The organism is Mangrovimonas xylaniphaga (genome assembly GCF_001280435.1).
Classification (GTDB): Bacteria; Bacteroidota; Bacteroidia; order Flavobacteriales; family Flavobacteriaceae; genus Mangrovimonas_A; species Mangrovimonas_A xylaniphaga.
In genome coordinates this window covers 635284-655724 of record NZ_LBIP01000018.1, presented here as the reverse complement: position 1 = coordinate 655724, position 20441 = coordinate 635284, and the positions used below count along the sequence as shown (strand labels likewise).

Here is a 20441-nt window from a genome sequence, read left to right as displayed (position 1 = left end):
ATACGGTAACCCTAACCGATGCCAAGTCCTGTGAGGCCACAGAGACGGTAACCATCGGTGAGCCGGATGCCATAGCAGTGGACTACCATACCATAGACATTACCTGTACCTCTACGGGCGTATCCCAAGGATCCATCATTATCGACGGGGTAACGGGGGGAACTGCGCCATACAACTATTTTGTAACAGGTACCAATGGTTACGACAACTCCGAGCTTAACGCCACGGGCTCCACTTCGGTGAGCTTTGACGTGGTGGACTTCGGGCTTTACCAGATCAATGTGGTGGATGCCAACGGCTGTTCGGTTTTGATCCAGGATGTCTTGGTGGCCTCGCCGCCTACCGATCTTGATATCAATATCGCCAGCACAGTGGACTGTACCACAGGGGGAGAGGCCGTAGTGAGCATCGGTTCCACCTTGGTGAGCTCCGGACCGTTCTATTTCAGCATCTACCAGGGACCGGTATCGGTATATCCAAACCCAGCGGGATCATGGATCCCGGAGGATGCCCCGGGCAGCCAGTCGGCCACCTTTACGGGACTGACCCCAGGGGTGAGCTATACGTTTATCGTATACGATGCATCGACCAACTGTAGCTATTTTGAACCGGCCACCACACCGATCCCGACCAACTCGACCCTAACGGCCACGGCCGTATCGGCAGCGAACATCAGCTGTACGGGCAGTGCGGACGGAACCGTGTCGTTCACCATCAACAGTTCCTATGGGACTTCCATCAACATCGACTACGAAGTGTTCGATACCCTTACGCAGGAACCTGCAGGGGTGACCGGATCAGGAACGGTAGGGGGCAATGGCTCCTTGACGGTAACGGACCTAGGACCGCTTCCTTTTGGAAACTACTACGTACTGATCACGGAGAACACGGGGCCGAATGCCGGCTGTAGCATCGTGACCATTCCGTTCAACATAACCGAATCGGAGATCCCTTTGAGCCTGAGCACATCGATCGACCAAAATGCGAACTGTAACGTAGCCTCTGGACAGATCAGTGCGGTGGGACATGACGGAACGGCGCCTTACCAATACCAAGTGACAACCACAGCAACCGCTCCTTCGGAAACGGATGCAGCATGGGCCTCGGCCAGTACCTTCAGCTTGGATGCAGGGGACTACTATGTACATGTGATGGATGCCTATGGCTGTATTGTGAGCAGTCCGGTGGTGGTACTGCCAGCGGACCCTTCCCCGGAAATCTCGGCAACGCTTGCCGATGAATGTCTGGATGTGGACGGTACCTATGAAATGACAGTGAGCCTTGACATTGCAGGAATTCCTCCATATAGCTATAGTATCGATGGTGGCGCCTTCCAGACACAGACGGCACCGTTTACCATAACGAACCTAGCCTCGGGCGACCATACGGTAGAGGTGCAGGATGCCAACGGCTGTGGGAACACGGTAACGGTGAGCATTGCAGCACCGTTGAACATAACGCCATCGGTAGAGGCACTGCCTACCTGTAACAACGACGATGGACAATTGTCCATTGCAACTGTGGGAGGTTCAGGAACATTTACCTATGCCATCAGTCCGAACCCGGCCACGGCAACCCTATCGGGCAATGTGTTCTCGGGACTGCCTTCGGGACTGTATACCGTTACGGTAACCGATACCGTGACTTCCTGTGAGGAAGTTGTAGAGATATCCCTACCGGCAGCGGTACTGCCAACCTTTACTACCACGCCAAGTACCGTGACCTGTTTTGGTGACGATACGGGCGCCTTCGATATCAACGTTTCGAACTACTCCGGAGCCTATACCTATGAGGTATTCGACAATGCCGGGGTATCGGTAACGGGAGCGGTTGCGGCCAATACGGCCACCAACCCACAAACGGTAACGGGCATGAATGCCGGTACCTTCACGGTGGTGATCACCGAAACGGACATTCCGTTCTGTTCTGCGACTTCCACAGTAGTAATAGGATCGCCTTCCGAAGAGTTGGCCCTAATAGCCACGGAAACTTCCAACGTAACCTGTACCGATGATCAGGGAACCATTACAGCCATTGCCGAAGGGGGATGGGGCACTTATGAATATGAACTGACCGGAGCCGCCACGGTGGCTTATTCACCAAACGGAACCTTTACGGGACTTTCTGCAGGGACCTATACCGTGAACGTTATGGACGCACAGGGCTGTATTGATTCTGTGGATGTAACTTTGGAAATTCCAGAGCCTATTGAAGCAACCTTTACACCGAGTACGACTATGTTGTCTTGTTTTGGAGACGAGAATGCTACGATCGTTATAGACAACGTAACGGGAGGACAGGAAAGCAACTATACCTATACCTTGAATACACTCGCTCCTATAGCAAGTACCTCTGGACCGCAGACCTCCAACGAGTTTGCCAATCTGGGGGCAGGGACCTACAACGTGACCATCACCGATGGCTATGGCTGTAGCACCACTTCTGTGGACATTGCCATCTCCGAGCCAACGGCCATCGAGGCCAGTTTGGTGAAGAGTGCCTCGCCGACCTGTCTGAACGACGGGGAACTGACCCTGAGCGCTACGGGAGGAACGGGAGTCTATACCTATAGTGATACCAGTGCCTTTACCACGGTATTGGGATCGTTCACTTCTTCGGTATCCTTTACGGTACCGGCGGGAAGCTATGAATATTACGTTAAGGATGCCAATGGCTGTATAGCCATCGTGTCCAACGAGATCACCATCGATCCGCTTCCGGAGCTGAACATCGGGTTGGCCTCTACCAACCCGACCATCAACTGTGCGGGCGACAACAACGGTACCATCGTGGCCGTTGCCGAGGGAGGCCTTGGGGATTATGTATATACCCTGCAGGATGCTTCTGGAAATGCCATCACGACTGCGGTACAGGATACCCCTGGGGTGTTTACGGAACTCTTGGCGGGTACCTATACGGTACATGTACAGAGTGGTGATTGCGAGAGCACTTCGGCGACCATCACTATTACCGAGCCTGATGCGCCATTGGAAGCTACGTTCGAGATCAACAACGTTGCCTGTTACGGTGGCAATGACGGTTCCCTTGTGATTACTGCTACGGGAGGAACGGGCATCATCAAATATGCCATCTCCCCACAGATGGACCAGTTCTTCGAGACCAATGTGTTCGAGAACCTTTGGCCAGGGGACTACGAGGTCATCGTACAGGACGAACTGGGCTGTTATGTAATGTTCAGTTTTACCATCACCGAGCCGGAACCTTTGATCGTGAGCATCGTGCCCGATTCCATATTGCCGACCCCATGTGCGGGCGACAACGACGGGGAGTTTAGTATCGAGATCTCCGGGGGAACGGCGCCTTACAGCGTAAGCCTTGACGCGTACGACGGCCCTTATACCACGGGAGCTGCAGGACAGACGGTATTTGACTTTACGGAACTCTCCGGAGGGGACCATATCGTATACGTCCGTGACAGCATGGGCTGTGAATCGGAGTGGAACATCACCTTCCCGGAGGCCGTGAACCTGGACCCGCTGTTGGAAGTGGAGTATGTATGTATCGACAACTTCTCCTCAAACATCGTGACCGTTTTGATAGACGAGAGCGTGGATCCTGCCGAAGTGGACTACTCGCTGAACGGGGGCCCTTACCAGGTGAGCAATGTGTTTGAGAACGTGCCTCCCGGAACAGACCATTATATAGAGGTACGTCATACCAATGGCTGTATCCAGACCACGGAGTTCTTTGATATAGGTGTGTTCATGCCTGTGGACCTGGCTCTTAACGAGGGGGACCAGAACCAGATTGTGGCCCTGGCCACGGGAGGAAACGGGGAGTATACCTTTACGTTAAACGACGAGGACTACGGCAGTGAGAATACCTTTATCATCTCTGAGACGGGCGAGTACCTTGTAACGGTAACGGACAGCAACGGCTGTATCGCCGAGGCTAGAATATTCTTGGAATATGTGGACCCATGCATCCCGAACTATTTTACCCCGAACGGGGACGGTATCCAGGACACCTGGGCACCCTGTACGGACGACTTCCCGAACCTGGAGTTTGATATTTACGACAGGTACGGGCGTAAGGTGGGAACCTACCACCAGGGCCAGTACTGGGACGGACGTTACAACAACCAGGAGCTGCCAACGGGCGACTACTGGTACGTGGTGAGGCTCAACAGTTCAAACAACGACAGAGAGTTTGTTGGACATTTTACACTGTATAGATAATAATAAGAAATTGTCATAGCGGCATAAAAAGCTGAGTTTTCAGATTAAGGTGTATACATGACTGTGTACGGAGTGACTGCCCCAAAAGGGGCAGTTTCTTTTTTGTAGGTTTTCCTATTTCTTAAAAAAGCGTATTTTAAGGGAAGCTTAAACCTTGTTTATATGAGATTTTACATTTGGGTGCTGTGCTTTTTGTTGTGGTCTTGTAAACAGGAAACAACTTCAACTGTTTTACAAAAGGAACTGCAAAAAACATCCTATGAGGCTCCAAGTGTAGTGTTAAAGGATTTATTTATTGATGTGCAATTATCAGATGTATTTAGGGATAGCAAGACTTTTGTGGATTGTACAGCCAAACTGCCTTACGATTCTATTTTAGAGATGTATCATAGGGAAAAAACGCTTCCTAATTTTAGACTAGATCAGATTGTAACTGAAAATTTTGAACTGCCTAAGGAGCATCAATCAACCTTTGAATACCATGCTCAAAACACAGCAAAGGAGCATATCGAAGCTTTATGGCCCTATTTAACCCATGTAGCTGATACAATGTACGGGAGGAATAGTTTGATACCTCTGCCCAATGCCTATGTAGTGCCCGGGGGACGTTTTCGGGAGGTGTATTATTGGGATTCCTATTTTACCATGTTGGGCCTTGTGGAAAGTGGAAAGTTTGCAACTATCGAAGCCATGTTGGATAATTTTGCTTATCTCATTGAAGTTTTTGGACACATTCCCAATGGTAATCGTAGTTATTATATCTCAAGGTCACAGCCTCCCTTTTTCTCTCAAATGATTAAACTTTTGGCAAGTTATAAAGGAGATAGTGTCTATCTGAAATATCGAGAAGCATTACGCAAGGAATATGAGTTTTGGATGGCTTATGACAATTCAGAGAAAACTTATAAGCATTTAGTTTCCACAGAATTTGGATTAATGAATCGTTATTATGATGCCTTAAACCAACCAAGGGATGAATCATATAAAGAAGACTACAATTTGAAGAATGAAGGAACAACGGATTCTTTATTTTATCGACACGTTAGGGCAGCCGCAGAGTCTGGCTGGGACTTTAGCTCCCGTTGGTTGAGAGATGCCGCACATTTAAACACAATGAATACTTTGGAGATCCTTCCAGTTGATCTCAATGCTTTACTCTATGGGATGGAGACAGTGTTGATTAAGTGTTTTGAAAACGAGGACCCTAATTTTATCCTAGAATTAAAGAAGAGTCAGCAAAATAGAATAGAGTTTCTAAACACCATCAGTTGGAATCAAAAATTGGGAGTTTTTGAAGATTACAATTGGCAGGCCCAACAACCAACTGGGCGTTTGTCTTTGGCTATGGTGTATCCCTTGTATTTTAAAATGGTTTCACAAGAGCAGGCCGATGCAGTTGCCAATGTTGTTTCTACCCAATTCCTGAAACCAGGAGGGCTAGTGACGACCAATTATCCTACAGGACAACAGTGGGATGCGCCAAACGGATGGGCACCTTTACAATGGATGGCTGTAATAGGGTTGGAAAATTATGGTCACCATGACCTAGCAAAGACCATAATGCAGCGATGGGTGGCTTTAAATGAAAAGGTGTATGCTGCTACAGGGAAGTTTATGGAGAAATATAATGTAGAAGACCTTACTTTGGAAGCAGGTGGAGGCGAGTACCCTTTACAGGATGGCTTTGGATGGAGCAATGGCGTGTATTTGGTCTTTAAGCAGAAATTAGATAAGGCCAATCACAAATAATTTATTTGAGAGTGGCCTTGAAATTTACTGATGGTATTTATAGTTTCGGTAAATACAATACCATATTTTCTATTTCTATATCGTCCAGATGGCCCATTTTTTTTCGGTCTTGGGTAATCAGGTGCATGTGCATAAAGGAGTCATGGTGTGTAAAGATTCCTTGGTGTTCGGTTGAGAAAAACCCAACGATGTCTACAGTTTCATTTTCCAATGGATAATTAACCTGTCCTTGGTGGGCTTCTTTAGGAGAGGATACTTTAGAGCCCTCTGGCAAGTTTTGTATATGTATTGTGGCCTTAGATGCCTTTCCTCGCATTTTAAAGGTAAATGGTCGTTTAAAAGCTTTGGTGTTACTATCAATGAAGAGTTCCAATTGCGTTATGGTCTTTAGAGAGGTTGGGAGTTCGATGGTTTCCCACTCTTGTATGTTGGCATGTACAAAGAAGGGAGCCGATACATTGTATGATTCCTCCACTACCATAGTAGAATCTGAGGTGACTCTAGAAACATAGCTGTGTCCATCAAAAATAGTCAGTTCTCCGGTTAAAAAACTTTTGGGACCAAGACCGTACAGCCCATTCTTGTTAGCTATGGTATCCAATAAAATAGCGCCATCCAAAGCGCCATCCCACATGACATTTTTCATAGCGCGAACAATAGCGATATCAGGGTAGGTTTCGGAAACTGTAGGCGTATTAGAATCTGTTTTACAGGCAAAAAATGTAAGGGCGGTTATTCCTAAGAGAAGCTTTTTATGAATCATAGTGATAAGGGTTGCGATGTTCAAAGTAAAAATAAGGAGCTATTTTCGATTTTTAATATTGAATTTTAGAAATATTTTACGTATAAATAGTTGATTATTAATTATTTGTACGGTTGTTTTTGATGTATTAATTATCTATTGGCCAATGGATTTTTCCATAAGAATACGCCATACATTCATAGGTAACCATTGGTCGTAGTTTTTAAGATGGGCATATTGAGGAAGCTTTACTGTGGTTGGAATGTCAAAAAAAGGCGTTTTGTTTGAGAGCTCCTTGTCAACAGCATCATATAGTGCCTTGAAGTATTCCTGCATAAAAGTGACGTCTTTTCTCGTGCCTTCTACTCGCATGTGTGACATGTATACTTTATCAAATTTCAGTTTTTGGATATGTTCCAAGCTTTCTACCCAATGTTTGGGCTTAGCATCTGGCAGATAGGCATACAGCACACGGTCTGGTACCACAAGGTCTACAATAAAAACTGCATTGTGCTCGGCAAATCGGAATACAGTCATGCCTGCGCCATGGTTTGGCCCAAAATAGAAGAGTTCCAATATTTGACCATTTCCAAAATCGTAGGAGGTAGTGGTGCCCTGCCAAATCTCGGTTGGAGTGACCACAGCATTATTGGGTGTGATGCTGTTTTTGGCTTCAATATGGCTTATGAATTTTGTGTTAGCATTTTGGAACACCTTTCCGCCACTAATATGGTCCCAATGGTTATGGCTATAAAACACCTTGGAAATGGGCTTGTTGGTAACTTTTCTAATGGCTGCCAAAGTAGCTTCTGCTCTAGTAACATCTAAAGGATCTATGACGATAACAGACCCTTCCGTGATATAAAAACAGGAAAATGCACGATCTCCTACAAAGTAAAGGTTGTCCGCCACTTGAACCGTTTTTATGTCCTGAGCTGCTGCGTCGAAAAGCGAAAACGTACAACAAAAAAGAAGTGTCAATATATGTTTAGCCACTGTCATGTGATAGGTGTTATGGATATAAGGCTAAATTAGTGAAATAAAAACAAGCCTTTTCCTTTGGGTTATAGGAAACGGAGATATTAGGATAATAGTATTTGAAATTCTTGAAGTTTTTAATGAATTCGCTATGTGTTTAGTTTCCAAACAGCAACCATAAGATTATGGATTCCATTTTTGGGTTGGTCCTATATTGTTTCAGTATAATTCTAGGTTCTGTTTTTATTTGCGTCTTACCAAAAATCTGTTGAAGGCGCTCGCTGAGCTTTCTTGTTTTTTCCAAAAAAGTATGGGCAAGGTAAAGGTTAAAGTACCTATCAAACCATAAAAAATGAAAAGGCATATAGCAACTAATAGTGCTAGGATAATACCCGATATTAAGATGACTTTATTGGGTTCGGCTTTTACGTCATTGACATGTTTTTTGTCCATTTTGCCACAATGCATGCAGTTTATCACAAATTCATCTCCTTTTTCCATCTGTAAATCTGGTCTTGTTGCAGCATTGGACTTTATTGTAATCTCGTTTCTACAAGATTTGCAGTGAGTGTATAATTTTATGTTCATTATAAAGCGCGCTTTATGAGTTGCCAAATAATCAAAATAATGATTAATTTAATTAAATGTTGCAACCATTTGTATTCTGTTTTGTTAGTAGAGGTTGAATTTTCAGGTTGGTTAAGCGGGGGATTGGATTTGATATATTTTTTAAATTTTATCTTCTCCATTAATTCTTCTCCTTCGTCATCGTCAATCTGTACTCCAAGTCTTCTTTTGGCTATCCCAAAAGCGAAATCTTCCATAAGTTGGTCTTCAGTGTATGGCTCTCCAGGATTCGCTTCATCAGGCCAAAGGGTTTGACCGTCTTCTACAAATGAATTTTTATAAATCTCAATTTCTTCTTTTAATGGTTCTCCAAATTCAATTTTCGCTGATTCAGAATCCACTATTTTCATTCTTGTTTTAGTGCCATTCTTGATTAAAGAGTAGCCGTGGAAGTTGGTTACACTATGGCATGCAACCCTTAATATTTCTGAATAAGGGAACAATTCCACAAGAGCTTTTTCTTCCTTGGATAGGTGTAATTTTTGTGAATCATCTAATGTTAAAGCTGTAATTTTATAATCCTCGCTTATTACAATATTGCCATTGTAGTATCCAATATTTATAGACTGGTCATTGGGATAGATGCAATCAACCATGGTGGTTTCTCCATCATAAACATAATTTGTTTTGCCAATAGCATTTAAAATAGCCTTGTCATCATTGAAATTTTCTTTATTTTCAATGATTACCAATGAGCACTTCCATCCCATAGTTTGTTTTTTAGATTACAATATTGCATTTAACAAAAAGTAAAAGGGAACTAGTGCAGATCAAATCTGTTGGTTTTTTTTGGTAATCCCTTCAAAGCAAATATATCTTTTTAGGAGTGAATATAACAAGGTGTATGCAATGTTTTTGTAGTTATTCACTTTCAGTTGTAAATGGGTGGAACATATGTTTTTGAAGTTGAACTGTAAAGCATATGAAGTTGTTTGAAACAGCTAAAAGAAGGGAGCAATTTTAAGTTGCTGGTATTGTGTAGGAAAACCCTAAATGTGACCAAAGTTACCAAGGGTATTTTTGTAGCCAAATTTCGTTATCTTTATTTTATGAAAGAAGCACTTCTACAGCAGGCTGAAGACTTTGTAAGTCAGCTTTTTGAAACGAAACTGTCCCCTAAAAACTTTTATCACAACATAGAACATACGTGTAGAGTGGTAGAAGCGGTTACGCAATTGAGTGCCAAGGAGGGCCTTAATGACACCGATGCTTTTTGGTTGAAAATGGCTGCTTGGTTCCACGATACGGGCTTTATAGAAAAGGATTTGGGCCATGAAGAGGTAAGTGCTGCTTTGGCCAAACAATTTTTAGAGTCCAAGAATGTATCCCACGAGGACATTACAAGGGTGGAGCAACTTATTTTGGCTACCAAAATGGATAAAAAGCCTGCCAATGCCCTAGAGGGATTGATTAAGGATGCCGATTGTGGGCATGTGGCTTCAGAGGCATTTTTTGATATTTCAGAAAAACTGAGACGCGAGGAAAAGTACAAAAAGGAAGAGGAGATTACGGAGATGGAATGGCTGCAACAGAACAAGCAGTTTATGAACAAACATCGGTTTTATACGGATTATGCGCTTTCAAAATGGCAGCCAATTAAGGAAATGAACAATTTTGAGCTGGACCAGAAAATCAAGAAAATAGAAGATAAACAGCGTAACAAAACCAAAAATAAAGGTTTTGGTAGAGGGGTAGATACTATGTTTAGGGTTACCCTAAAAAACCATATTGAACTTAGTGCCATTGCCGATACCAAGGCCAATATTTTACTTTCCGTAAATGCCATTATCATTTCGGTGGCGCTCTCTGGATTGGTGCCAAAATTGGACAATGAGTCCAATACTTTTTTGGTGTATCCTACACTTATATTAATGATTTTTAGTGTGGCTTCAGTGGTATTGTCGGTGCTGTCTACACGCCCGAATATTTCCAACGATGCCAATTTTAACGAAACCCTAACCCGCGATTTGATTAAGTCCAAACAAACCAATTTGCTGTTTTTTGGCAACTTTTATAAAATGTCGTTGCAAGATTTTGAATGGGGTATCGACTATTTGATTCAAAATGAAGATGTATTATACAATTCCATGACCAGAGATTTATATTATTTGGGATTGGTTTTGGAGCGTAAGTATCGCCTATTGCGCATCACCTATACAGTATTTATGATAGGCATTATCATTTCGGCACTGTCTTTTGTGATGAGCTATCATTTTTTGGCGAATATTAAGTAACCTAATAGCCTATGGAAAATTTTAACACAGGACCTTTTAAACCTATTATCTCATTTAGATACTTAAAGGATCGCTTTGAGGGCTTATTGGATTCCAGTAATCCAATGGAGCGTTTTCAGGCAGAACAGGTATTGGCTATTTTTGAACAATGTCCAGCCTTGGTAACGGGCACCTCTTCAACAGAGGAATTTGATGCCTACCGAAAAGAAATTGATCAGGTCATGGCCTTTCTGTTCCCGGCGGTTTTGGGCAGTAATGAGATCAAGGCTGCGGTATTTCCATATTCCAATCAGTTTTTTTACGTTTCCGAAAGGTTTAAAGAGATTAACAATCATACCATTTCGAATACAGGGGAAGCCCTAAGAAAGCTTTATAAGGAATCCGAAGAGGCGCTAAACCTTATGCCATATGCCATCATTCTCAATAAACACTACGGTTTTAATGTCGATTTTGGAAAACCGAAACAAATTAGTTTACAGGACGAAGAAGGAAATACAAAGGTTTATAGGGTAACTTACAATGCCGATTTTATAGATATGTATCCCAATACCAGTGCGATAGAGATTACGGAAGATATCTTGAATGAATTATTGACCAATGCCCATGATACCAGTGTTTGGGGACGCTATTTCCCAAAGGATTCTTGGACGGTGGAAGGTTTCGGTATTGTGAATATGATAGATGTAACCTTGGACCATCAAATTGAAGCTTTTAAAACCCATCTAATTCAACCGGGTAAAGAGAGTTACGAAGCCATAGTTGAAGATATCAGAAAGATTTTTGGCATAGAGGATTTGGAGGTTGGTAGTTACAAGGTAGACGGCAACCAGCTTTTACCTCCGTTTGATAAAGGTTTGGGAGCTCTGACATTGAAAAAGGGAGATAAGCTTACCTGTAGCAATTATGCCTGTAAATACATCTATAAACGTTTGTTTGTGGAGCACCAGCCAGTGATCATTCCAAATATAGATCGTTACCAAAAAGAATCAAAAGGGAATCGTTTGCGGGATTCCTTAGTGGAAAAGGAATTGAAAAGTGCGGTGCTACTGCCTATGGTAATTGATGGAGAACTTCAGTTTATTATAGAATTGGCCACCTATCAGGCCAATCAGCTTAATGCCATTAATATGGTGAAGTTGGATAGCATTATGCCGTTTATATTGAGTTATGTAAAACGTACCATTACCGAGTATGAAAATGAGGTGAGTGCCGTGATACAAAACGAGTGTACCTCTATTCATCCTTCAGTGCAATGGCGTTTTGTGGAAGAGGCCAATGCCTATATTCAAAATAAAAGTTTGGGTGAATCGCCAACCTTCCATGAAATTGTATTTGAAAATGTACATCCTTTGTATGGACAAATAGATGTTGTAGGCTCATCTGATGCTAGAAATAGAGCCATAAAACAAGATTTGTTGTTGGCCTTGCAGGAGTCCAAATTGATCCTGCAGGAATTGATAGCCAGTCAAAACATGCCATTTTACGAACAGTTGGTGTATCAAATAGACAAGCATGTTTTTGAATTGGAAGCAGATTTTCATAGTAATACGGAACAGGAAATTCACCTGTTTTTTGATCAACATATCTTGCCATTGTTTGACCATTTGATTGCCTCGGGTACACAAACCGATTCTGTAAAGGCATTCTTGAAATCCTTAGATGAAGAAACAGGATCGCTTTACCTTGCCAGAAAGGATTATGACCAAACGGTTAACCTGATTAATAAAAAGCTTTCGGCATTTTTGGATAAACAGCAAGAAAGAGCTCAGGCAATCTTTCCTCATTATTTTGAAAAATTCAAAACAGACGGCATCGAGCACAATATGTATGTTGGGCAGTCTATTGCCGAGCATGGCAATTATCATGAGTCTGTTCTGTATAATCTAAGGTTGTGGCAGCTTCAGGTGATGTGCGAAATGGAAGCCATGTACTACGATCAGCATGACAAGTTCCCAATTCAGTTGGAAGTGGCCTCTTTGATTTTGGTTTATGATGTGCCTTTGACCATTCGCTACCGTATTGATGAAAAGCATTTTGATGTGGATGGAGCCTACAATGTGCGCTACGAAATGATTAAGAAGCGCATTGACAAGGCCCATATAAAGGGAACCAATGAGCGTTTGACACAGCCCCATAAGTTGTGTGTAGTGTATTCCAGCAATGAAGTAGAACAGGAATATCTCAACTATTTTGAGTTTTTACAATCTAAAAAATATATAGGCAGTTCCATAGAAATTGTGGAATTGGAAGAACTTCAAGGAGCCAGTGGCATTAAGGCTTTGCGGGCAGAAATCAATCCTAACCTTAAAAAGTTGGGAACTTTGGCCTCTATTGCCGATTTGGAAGTTTCCCTATAAGATATCCTTTTCTATGAAGTACAAATTATTTGTTCTCCTTTCTGTAATGTTGGTTGGCTGTGCAAGCCATAACTATTTTTATGATCAGCCACAACCTGAGCAGATTCAGCATGTAGATAAGGAAACGCTTAATGTGTTTTTGATAGGGGATGCGGGAAAACCAGATGATGATGGAGGGCCTTCGAGGTCATTGAATGCACTCTATAATAATTTTCAAGCCGCCGATGAAAATGATATTTTGATGTTTCTTGGGGATAATATTTACCCCAAAGGATTCCCTGATAAAGACCATAAAGGACACGAAGCAGCCGAAAAGGCTTTGCAGCTACAAACGGACATTGCTGCCAAATTTCCAGGAAAGGTCTATTTTATTCCTGGAAATCACGACTGGTACTCTGGACTTGATGGCTTGAAGCGTCAAGAAAAGTATGTAGAAAAGGCTTTGGGTAAAAATACCTTTCAGCCAGAAAATGGCTGTCCTATTGAAAAAGTGAACCTTAGTGATGATGTGGTGTTGTTGCTAGTAGATTCGCAATGGTACATTACCAATTGGAATAAGTTCCCGACCATTAATGACGATTGCGACATCAATACCAGAGCCCTTTTTTTGGATGAGTTCAGAAGTGAAATCAAAAAGGCTCGGGGGAAAACCACTTTGGTGGCCATTCACCACCCCATGTTTACCAATGGTCCTCATGGCGGGCAGTATGCGTTTTTGGACCATATGAAACCTTTACCTGGTTTGGGAACCTTCAAGAATATTTTGCGAAGTACTTCCGGAATTTCCAATGCCGATATTTCCAATTGGTTTTATAACGATTTGCGTAAAAACTTGATTGCAGCGGCCCAACAAAATGACAAGGTGATTTTCCTTTCCGGGCACGAACATAGTATACAGTTTCTTCAACGGGATAATTTAACACAGATTATCAGTGGTTCAGGTTCCAAAGAAACGGGAGTACGATATAGAGAAGGTGATTTTGGATGGGGAGAGTACGGTTTTGCACTTTTGAACATTCATAAGGACCAATCTACCGACGTTCAGTTTTTTGAAACCTATTCCAACAACTGTGTTTTTAAAAAGCAGATTCACAAAGCAAAACAACATTCTAACGTTAATTATCCTGAGCAATTCCAGGATTCCATTTCGGCTTCGCTATATTCTAAAGAAGAAACCGAGAAATCTAATTTTTATAAATTCTTGTGGGGAGAACGCTATAGACAGTATTACAGCACTCCGGTTACAGCCAAAACCGTCAATTTAGATACTTTGTATGGAGGACTGATTCCCATAAGAAAAGGAGGAGGCACTCAGTCACGTTCTTTGCGCTTGAAGGATGCCGATGGGAAACAATATGTGATGCGAGCAGTGCGTAAAAGTGCCACCCAATACATTCAAGCTTCCATGTTCAAGGATCAATATGTAGAAGGCCAATTTGAGGATACGGCCAGTGAACAGTTGGTGCTGGATGTTTTTACGGGTGCCCATCCCTATGCTCCTTTAACGGTTGGTACCTTGTCTGATGCGGTTGGGGTGTATCATTTGAATCCAAAATTGTATTATGTACCAAAGCAAAATGCCCTTAAGGAGTTTAATGATGAATTTGGGAATGAACTGTACCTTTTTGAAGAACATGGCTCCGATGGACATATGCATCTTGCAGAGGGAGGGTTTACAGGGGATGTCATCAGTACTTTGGATGTTATCAAGGAAGTGCATTCCGATGAAGATGTGAGAATTGACCAAGTACATTTTGTGCGTTCCAGATTGTTTGATATGCTCATTGGTGATTGGGATAGGCACCATGACCAATGGCGGTGGATGAAATTTAAGGAAGATGGTAAAAAGGTCTATCGAGCTTTGCCGCGCGACAGGGATCAGTCGTTTAGTATGATGTCGGAAGGTTTTATGTTGGGGGCAGGGGTAACTTTGATTCCTGCCGCTCGTGTCTTGAGATCGTATACACCGGATTTGAAGGATGTGAAAGGCGTCAATGCGGAGCCTTTTCCTTTGGATATGGCATTTTTGGTAGATGTTGATAAGTCGGTTTGGGACGCTCAGGTAGCCTATATTCAAGAGCATGTTACCGACGAAGTGATAGAAGAGGCCTTTGCCTATTTGCCTAAGGAAGTTCAGGATGAAACCGTAGACAGAATCAAACATATTTTAAAACGGCGTCGTTCTAATTTACAGATAATTTCCGATAGGTATTATAAGTTGATTAGCCGATTTGGGGTGGTGACAGCGACCAATAAGGACGATTATATTTTGGTGGAAGCTTTGGAGGATGGCAGGGTTGAAGTAACCGTACTCAGGAAAAAGGATGGAACTGTCAAGGACCAATTTCACCATAGAATTTATGACCCCAAAGAAACGAATGAAATTTGGATTTATGGTTTGGATGATGAAGATACCTTTGAAGTGAAAGGGAAAAGTAAGCGAATCAAAATTCGGTTGATTGGAGGGCAGAACAATGATGAATTTATTGTAGAAAAAGGAAAAAACGTGGTCATCTATGATTATAAGTCCAAAAAGAACGATTTGAGTCAAGCTAAAAAGGCTCACATTAAATTAAGGGATGACTATAATACCAATGTTTATGATTATAAAAAGGTAAAGAATAACGTCAATCAATTAATTCCAATTCTGGGAGCTAATCCAGACGATGGTTTGAAAATAGGGATATCGGATACTTACACTAGATATGGTTTTGAGAGAAATCCTTTTACTTCACAGCATAAGTTTCGGGCCGCCTATTATTTTGCTACAGATGGTTATGAGTTATTGTACAGGGGAGAATTTGCCAATGTTGTGGGAGGTTTGAATCTGCGATTGAATGCAGGTTTTCAAAGTCCTAATTACACGTTAAACTTCTTTGGCTATGGTAATGAGACATCGAATTACGATGATGATTTTGGCTTGAATTACAATAGGGTTAAGGTCCGGTCCTTTTTGGCGGCACCAGCTTTGGTATGGAATTCAAAACGAGGAAGTGAACTCAGTCTCGCCGTCGGGTATGAATCTACTGAAGTCCATGATACACAAAACAGGTATGTGTATGAGCATAGTGGGGAGTTGCCTGAGTATATTTTTGATGAAGTACAGTTTGGAGGGGTCAATGCACGCTATCATTTTGTTAATTATGACAATAGAGCCTATCCAACTATGGGTTTGTTGTTCAATTTGGACTTGGGTTACAAACAGAATTTGGATAAGGGAAGTAGAGGCTACGGGTATCTTATTCCAAAATTGGGCATTGCCCATAAACTAAACCATTCTGGCAAGTTGGTTTTGGCTACGACTTTGAAAGGGCACGTGAATATGGGAGATGATTTTGAATTCTATCAAGCTGCTTCAATAGGAGGATTGGACGGTTTAAGAGGTTTCCGAAACCAGCGCTTTACAGGAAAAACAGCCTTTTATCAGAATACGGATGTGCGATATAGTTTCAGTAATTTAAAAACAGCCTTGGTTCCTATCAAAATAGGGATGTACGGAAGTTTTGATTATGGACGTGTTTGGTGGACTCATGAAGATTCTGATAGATGGCACAATTCTTATGGAGGGGGTTTGTTTGTAAACGGTGCCGATTTGCTCACTGCCAATCTAGGGGTATTTGATTCGGTGGATGGGCCTAGGGTAAGCTTTGGACTAGGTTTTGGCTTTTAATAGTTCTACAGGGAACTTTCTCGTTTAATTTCACTTTTTTAACTGATTGACAATGTTTTATTTGGAATGGTTTTAAACAGTTCCTTAAAATTTACATTGATAACATTTTCGAAACAATTTTTTCATTTAATACCAATTTTTAGTTAACCACAGGGAGGATTTGTTGAAATATTTTTATCAAAACATTAATCCATTCTAAAAACTAAAAAAAAATGAAAAACATTTTCTTTTTATCGTCTTTGGCAGCTTGTTCATTGTTGTCCTGTGACAATGAGGTAGCTAAAGAAGAGCTGGCTCAAAATGTAGAGGTTGCTTCTGCAGCAAAAAAGCCGGGAACCACCCAATTCCAAAGTTATTCTTCTACGCCTTCTTTATTGGAGGTGAAACCAGGCTTTAAAAACATTGAAATCTATCCTATTTTATCTTCAGAAGATGTCCTTGAAAACTCTCCTGAGTTCGTTTACGGATCCATGGCAGATGGTGCTGGACTTTTGAAAAACGACGACGGTACTTATACATTGATCAATAACATAGAGGCAGACTTTTCTATCGCCAGAATTACCTTGAATGAAAACTTTAAGCCAGTTCATGGTGAATATATTTTAAATGCAGAAGCAACGGGGTCTACTGCACAGTGTTCAGGATCTTTGATTACACCAGAAGAACATGGTTTTGGACCACTTTATCTTTCTGGAGGTGAATGGGGAGGAGCTTCCAAAGGAGTATTTGTAACCAATCCTTATAAAGATGCCAACGATGCTTCTGTAGCCACTATGTTACCAGCTATGGGGCAATGGTCTACGGAAAATGCGGTTGCTATTGGTAAGGATGCCTACCCAGGAAAAACCGTGGTGTTTATTGGAGATGACCATTCAGACAACGTAGTACCTTCAGGTCAATTAGGTATGTATGTTGGTAATATGGGAGATTTGGACGGAGGAAATCTTTATGGCTTGAAAGTGACAGATCCCAATGTAGAATTTGAAATGGACATGGAACAAGGCCAATCGTATCCAATGGAGTTTGTACAATTGGAAGAAACAGAGATCAACCTTTTGGATGCTGAATGTAAGGCTAAAGGAGTGATGGGATTCTCTAGGTTGGAAGATATCGATTGGAGAAAAGGTTCGGCAGAAAACAACAGAGAAATCTATTTCTGTGTAACAGGAAGAAAAAAGAACGATTTGGTAGGGAAAGGTTCTATCTATGGTCGTGTTTATAAAGTAACTTTAAACCCTGAAGATCCAACACAAGCAGGAACCATTACTTGTATCTTGGATGGTGATATTGTGGATGGAGAGGCTAAAAGATTCCATAGTCCAGATAATATTGTGGTAACTGAAAACTATATCTACATCCAAGAAGATCCAAATGGATATTGGGATTCTGTAGACAAACAGCATTTTGCCTCCTTGTATGAGTACAGCTTAAATTCTCACCAATTGAAAACCGTTTTGGAGTGTAACCAAACAGAAGCTCAGGAATTGGGTTATGGTACGACCAACAATGCTTGGGAAATCACAGGAATGATAGACATCTCAGATGTTGTGGGAGTTGATAAAACCTTCCTTTTGATTACTCAAAACCACGGTTGGGTAGATCCAAGTTTTACAGATCCTAATGCGAATCCTGTAACGGCTTCCAATGAAGGAAGTATGTTGTATGTAGTTAAAGGATTGAAAAGATAGTATCAAGCTTTTTGAATATGCAAAAGCCTGACTTTATAGTCGGGCTTTTTGTTTTTAAGAGGTCTAGGAACACTGTCTATCTTAAAAAAATGAATTATTTTAGAGAAGCAAAAGCATCAATCAATGGTTGAAAATATCCTTATTGTTGAAGACGAATACAATGTGGCCACTTCTTTGAAAAAGGGGTTGGATGAATCGGGGTTTGAGGCCATGATAGCTTATGATGGACCCACTGCTTTTGAGTTGCTGAAGCAAAAAAAAGTAGACTTAATCTTATTGGATGTCATCCTTCCCGGAATGAACGGTTTTGATATTTCCAAAGAAATCAAGACTATGGGGTTTGGGCATATACCAATAATTTTTCTTTCTGCTTTGGGTACTACAGAGAATATAGTGAAAGGTTTGGATACAGGAGCCGATGACTACATGACCAAACCCTTTAAGTTTTCAGAATTATTGGCCCGAATAAGGGCGGTTTCTAGGCGCCATCAAAAAAAGGCAGTAACAAGTTCTGTTCTGTCCATTTCCGATTTAGAATTGAATTTAGATACCAAAATTGCCTCTAGGAGTGGAAGTGAAATTAAGCTCACCTCTACGGAATACCGCTTATTGGAATACTTCTTAAAAAATAAAAACAAGGTGCTTTCACGAGTAGACTTGTTGGAAAACGTTTGGGATATCAATTTTAATATGGGAACCAATGTTGTAGATGTGTACGTTAACTATCTCAGAAATAAAATCGACAAGCAGTTTAAGTCTAAATTAATCCATACCGTAGTTGGGATGGGCTATATTTTAAAAGTTTCGGAAAATGAAGATTAGGAATAAAATAGCCTTAATCTTTATGGGGTTGGCAGGGGCTTTGCAATTGTTGGCCTTTGTATTGGTGTATTTCCTCGCCAAAAATTACTTTGAAGATAGCTTTAGCGATCGCTTGGCCAAAAGGGCTTCTATAGCTGCAAAAGCGTATGCCGATAAAGATGAACTCAATACGCCAATTTATGAAGATATCCGTAACAAGCATTTACAGAAGCTTCCTGAAGAAAAAGAATATATTTTTTCTGTAGACCAAGGTGATATGGCTGGTTTGGATGAGCTTCCTCCTCAAGTTTTGGAAAACCTCAGAAAAGGTGAAGTGTACGAAACCAAAATAGAAAATGTTTTCTATGTGGGAAGTATTCAAGAAGATAATCAAGGAGATTTTAATCTGGTATTGTCTGCGGTTGATATTTATGGCAATATGGGGTTAAATAACCTTCGGAATATCTTGATTTTGATTTATTTGTTCAGTAGTGTTTTGTTGTATTTCCTCGGGAAGTACTTTGCGAGCAGGTTGTTGAGCCCTCTTTCTAAAATTGTTAAGAAAACCAATTCCATAAGGGCCAGTAATCTTTTTGAACGGTTAACAGTAAACAATAATAAAGATGAATTGAATGAACTGTCCAAAACCATAAACGATATGTTGGATAGGTTGGAAACTTCTTTTGAAGTGCAGAGCAATTTCATTAATAACGCATCGCATGAACTTAAAAGTCCGTTGACAGCTATTCTAACTCAAACAGAAATAGCCTTGATAAAGGAACGGAATCCAGAGGAATACCAAGATACCTTGAAAGGAATCGAACAGGAAGCTCAACGATTGGATCTACTAATAAACAGCTTGCTAAAGTTTGCCCAGACCAATCAAGGAAGTGAGGGGCTTATTCAAGAGGTGAGATTGGATGAACTGGTTATGGAAGTGATACAGAGTATGGATTTAATTCGTCCCGAACACCAAATTCAACTGGATTTGAACAGCGTTCCCGAAGATCCTGACAGTTTGGTTGTTCAGGGCAATTATGGACTGCTTAAAATAGCCCTCAACAATGTCTTGGATAATGCCTGTAAGTTTTCGGACAATAAAAAAGTTGTGGTTAAAATTACTTCCAATGAAAACAGCTCAATAATTACAGTTACAGACCAAGGGGTGGGCATTCCTTCCAAAGACATCAAAAATATCTATCAACCTTTTTTTAGAGCGTCCAATGCACGTAACGTAAAAGGTTACGGATTTGGATTGCCCTTCACTAATAAAATACTAAAACTTCATGGAGGGAATATTGAAGTTTATTCAGAGGAAGGTAAAGGGACTATTTTCTCGTTAATAATTCCTAGGGCTTCATTGTCATGATGGCGCTTTCTACTTGGGTTTTAAAAT

At 41.5% G+C, this 20441-nt stretch carries 12 protein-coding genes; 8 read left to right on the top strand and 4 right to left on the bottom strand.

Annotated features, from left to right (window positions below; genetic code table 11):
• Positions 1–701 precede the first annotated feature (701 nt).
• Positions 702–4199: a T9SS type B sorting domain-containing protein gene (locus ZA06_RS13880; RefSeq protein ID WP_240472272.1), complete on the top strand. Its 3498-nt coding sequence runs from the start codon at positions 702–704 to the stop codon at positions 4197–4199.
• 162 nt (positions 4200–4361) lie between these two features.
• The gene (gene treF / locus ZA06_RS13875) at positions 4362–5948 is read left to right on the top strand and encodes an alpha,alpha-trehalase TreF (RefSeq protein WP_053978064.1); all 1587 of its coding nucleotides are present in this window, start codon (positions 4362–4364) and stop codon (positions 5946–5948) included.
• A gap of 37 nt (positions 5949–5985) precedes the next feature.
• Here the strand turns inward: treF and ZA06_RS13870 are convergent, their stop codons facing one another.
• The 4 genes from ZA06_RS13870 to ZA06_RS13855 form a co-directional block, all read right to left on the bottom strand.
• Positions 5986–6711, bottom strand: a complete 726-nt coding sequence (locus ZA06_RS13870; RefSeq protein WP_053978063.1) for an acetolactate decarboxylase — start codon at positions 6709–6711, stop codon at positions 5986–5988.
• Positions 6712–6846: 135 nt separating this feature from the next.
• Positions 6847–7692, bottom strand: coding sequence for an MBL fold metallo-hydrolase (locus tag ZA06_RS13865; RefSeq protein ID WP_053978062.1), 846 nt, complete (start codon positions 7690–7692; stop codon positions 6847–6849).
• Between the two features lie 219 nt (positions 7693–7911).
• On the bottom strand, positions 7912–8256 hold the full coding sequence (locus ZA06_RS13860; RefSeq protein ID WP_053978061.1) for a hypothetical protein: 345 nt from the start codon (positions 8254–8256) through the stop codon (positions 7912–7914).
• Positions 8256–9005, bottom strand: a complete 750-nt coding sequence (locus ZA06_RS13855; RefSeq protein WP_053978060.1) for a hypothetical protein — start codon at positions 9003–9005, stop codon at positions 8256–8258. The genes ZA06_RS13860 and ZA06_RS13855 overlap by 1 nt, the downstream gene beginning before the upstream one ends.
• Positions 9006–9344: 339 nt before the next feature.
• Between ZA06_RS13855 and ZA06_RS13850 the strand changes: the two genes are divergently transcribed.
• The 6 genes from ZA06_RS13850 (at position 9345) to ZA06_RS13825 (ending at position 20414) form a co-directional block, all read left to right on the top strand.
• Positions 9345–10529, top strand: a complete 1185-nt coding sequence (locus ZA06_RS13850; protein ID WP_053978101.1) for a Pycsar system effector family protein — start codon at positions 9345–9347, stop codon at positions 10527–10529.
• An 11-nt stretch (positions 10530–10540) separates the two neighbouring features.
• The gene (locus ZA06_RS13845; protein WP_053978059.1) at positions 10541–12886 is read left to right on the top strand and encodes a hypothetical protein; all 2346 of its coding nucleotides are present in this window, start codon (positions 10541–10543) and stop codon (positions 12884–12886) included.
• Positions 12887–12899: 13 nt separating this feature from the next.
• Positions 12900–16556: a metallophosphoesterase gene (locus ZA06_RS13840; protein WP_053978058.1), complete on the top strand. Its 3657-nt coding sequence runs from the start codon at positions 12900–12902 to the stop codon at positions 16554–16556.
• Positions 16557–16768: 212 nt separating this feature from the next.
• Entirely contained in the window at positions 16769–18244 is a 1476-nt protein-coding gene (locus tag ZA06_RS13835; protein WP_053978057.1) for an alkaline phosphatase PhoX, read from the top strand.
• 123 nt (positions 18245–18367) lie between these two features.
• A complete protein-coding gene (locus ZA06_RS13830) occupies positions 18368–19066 on the top strand; it encodes a response regulator transcription factor (protein WP_053978056.1) in 699 nt (232 codons plus the stop codon).
• A complete protein-coding gene (locus ZA06_RS13825; RefSeq protein WP_053978055.1) occupies positions 19056–20414 on the top strand; it encodes a sensor histidine kinase in 1359 nt (452 codons plus the stop codon). Before ZA06_RS13830 ends, ZA06_RS13825 begins: the two co-directional genes overlap by 11 nt.
• The last annotated feature ends 27 nt before the right edge of the window (positions 20415–20441 follow it).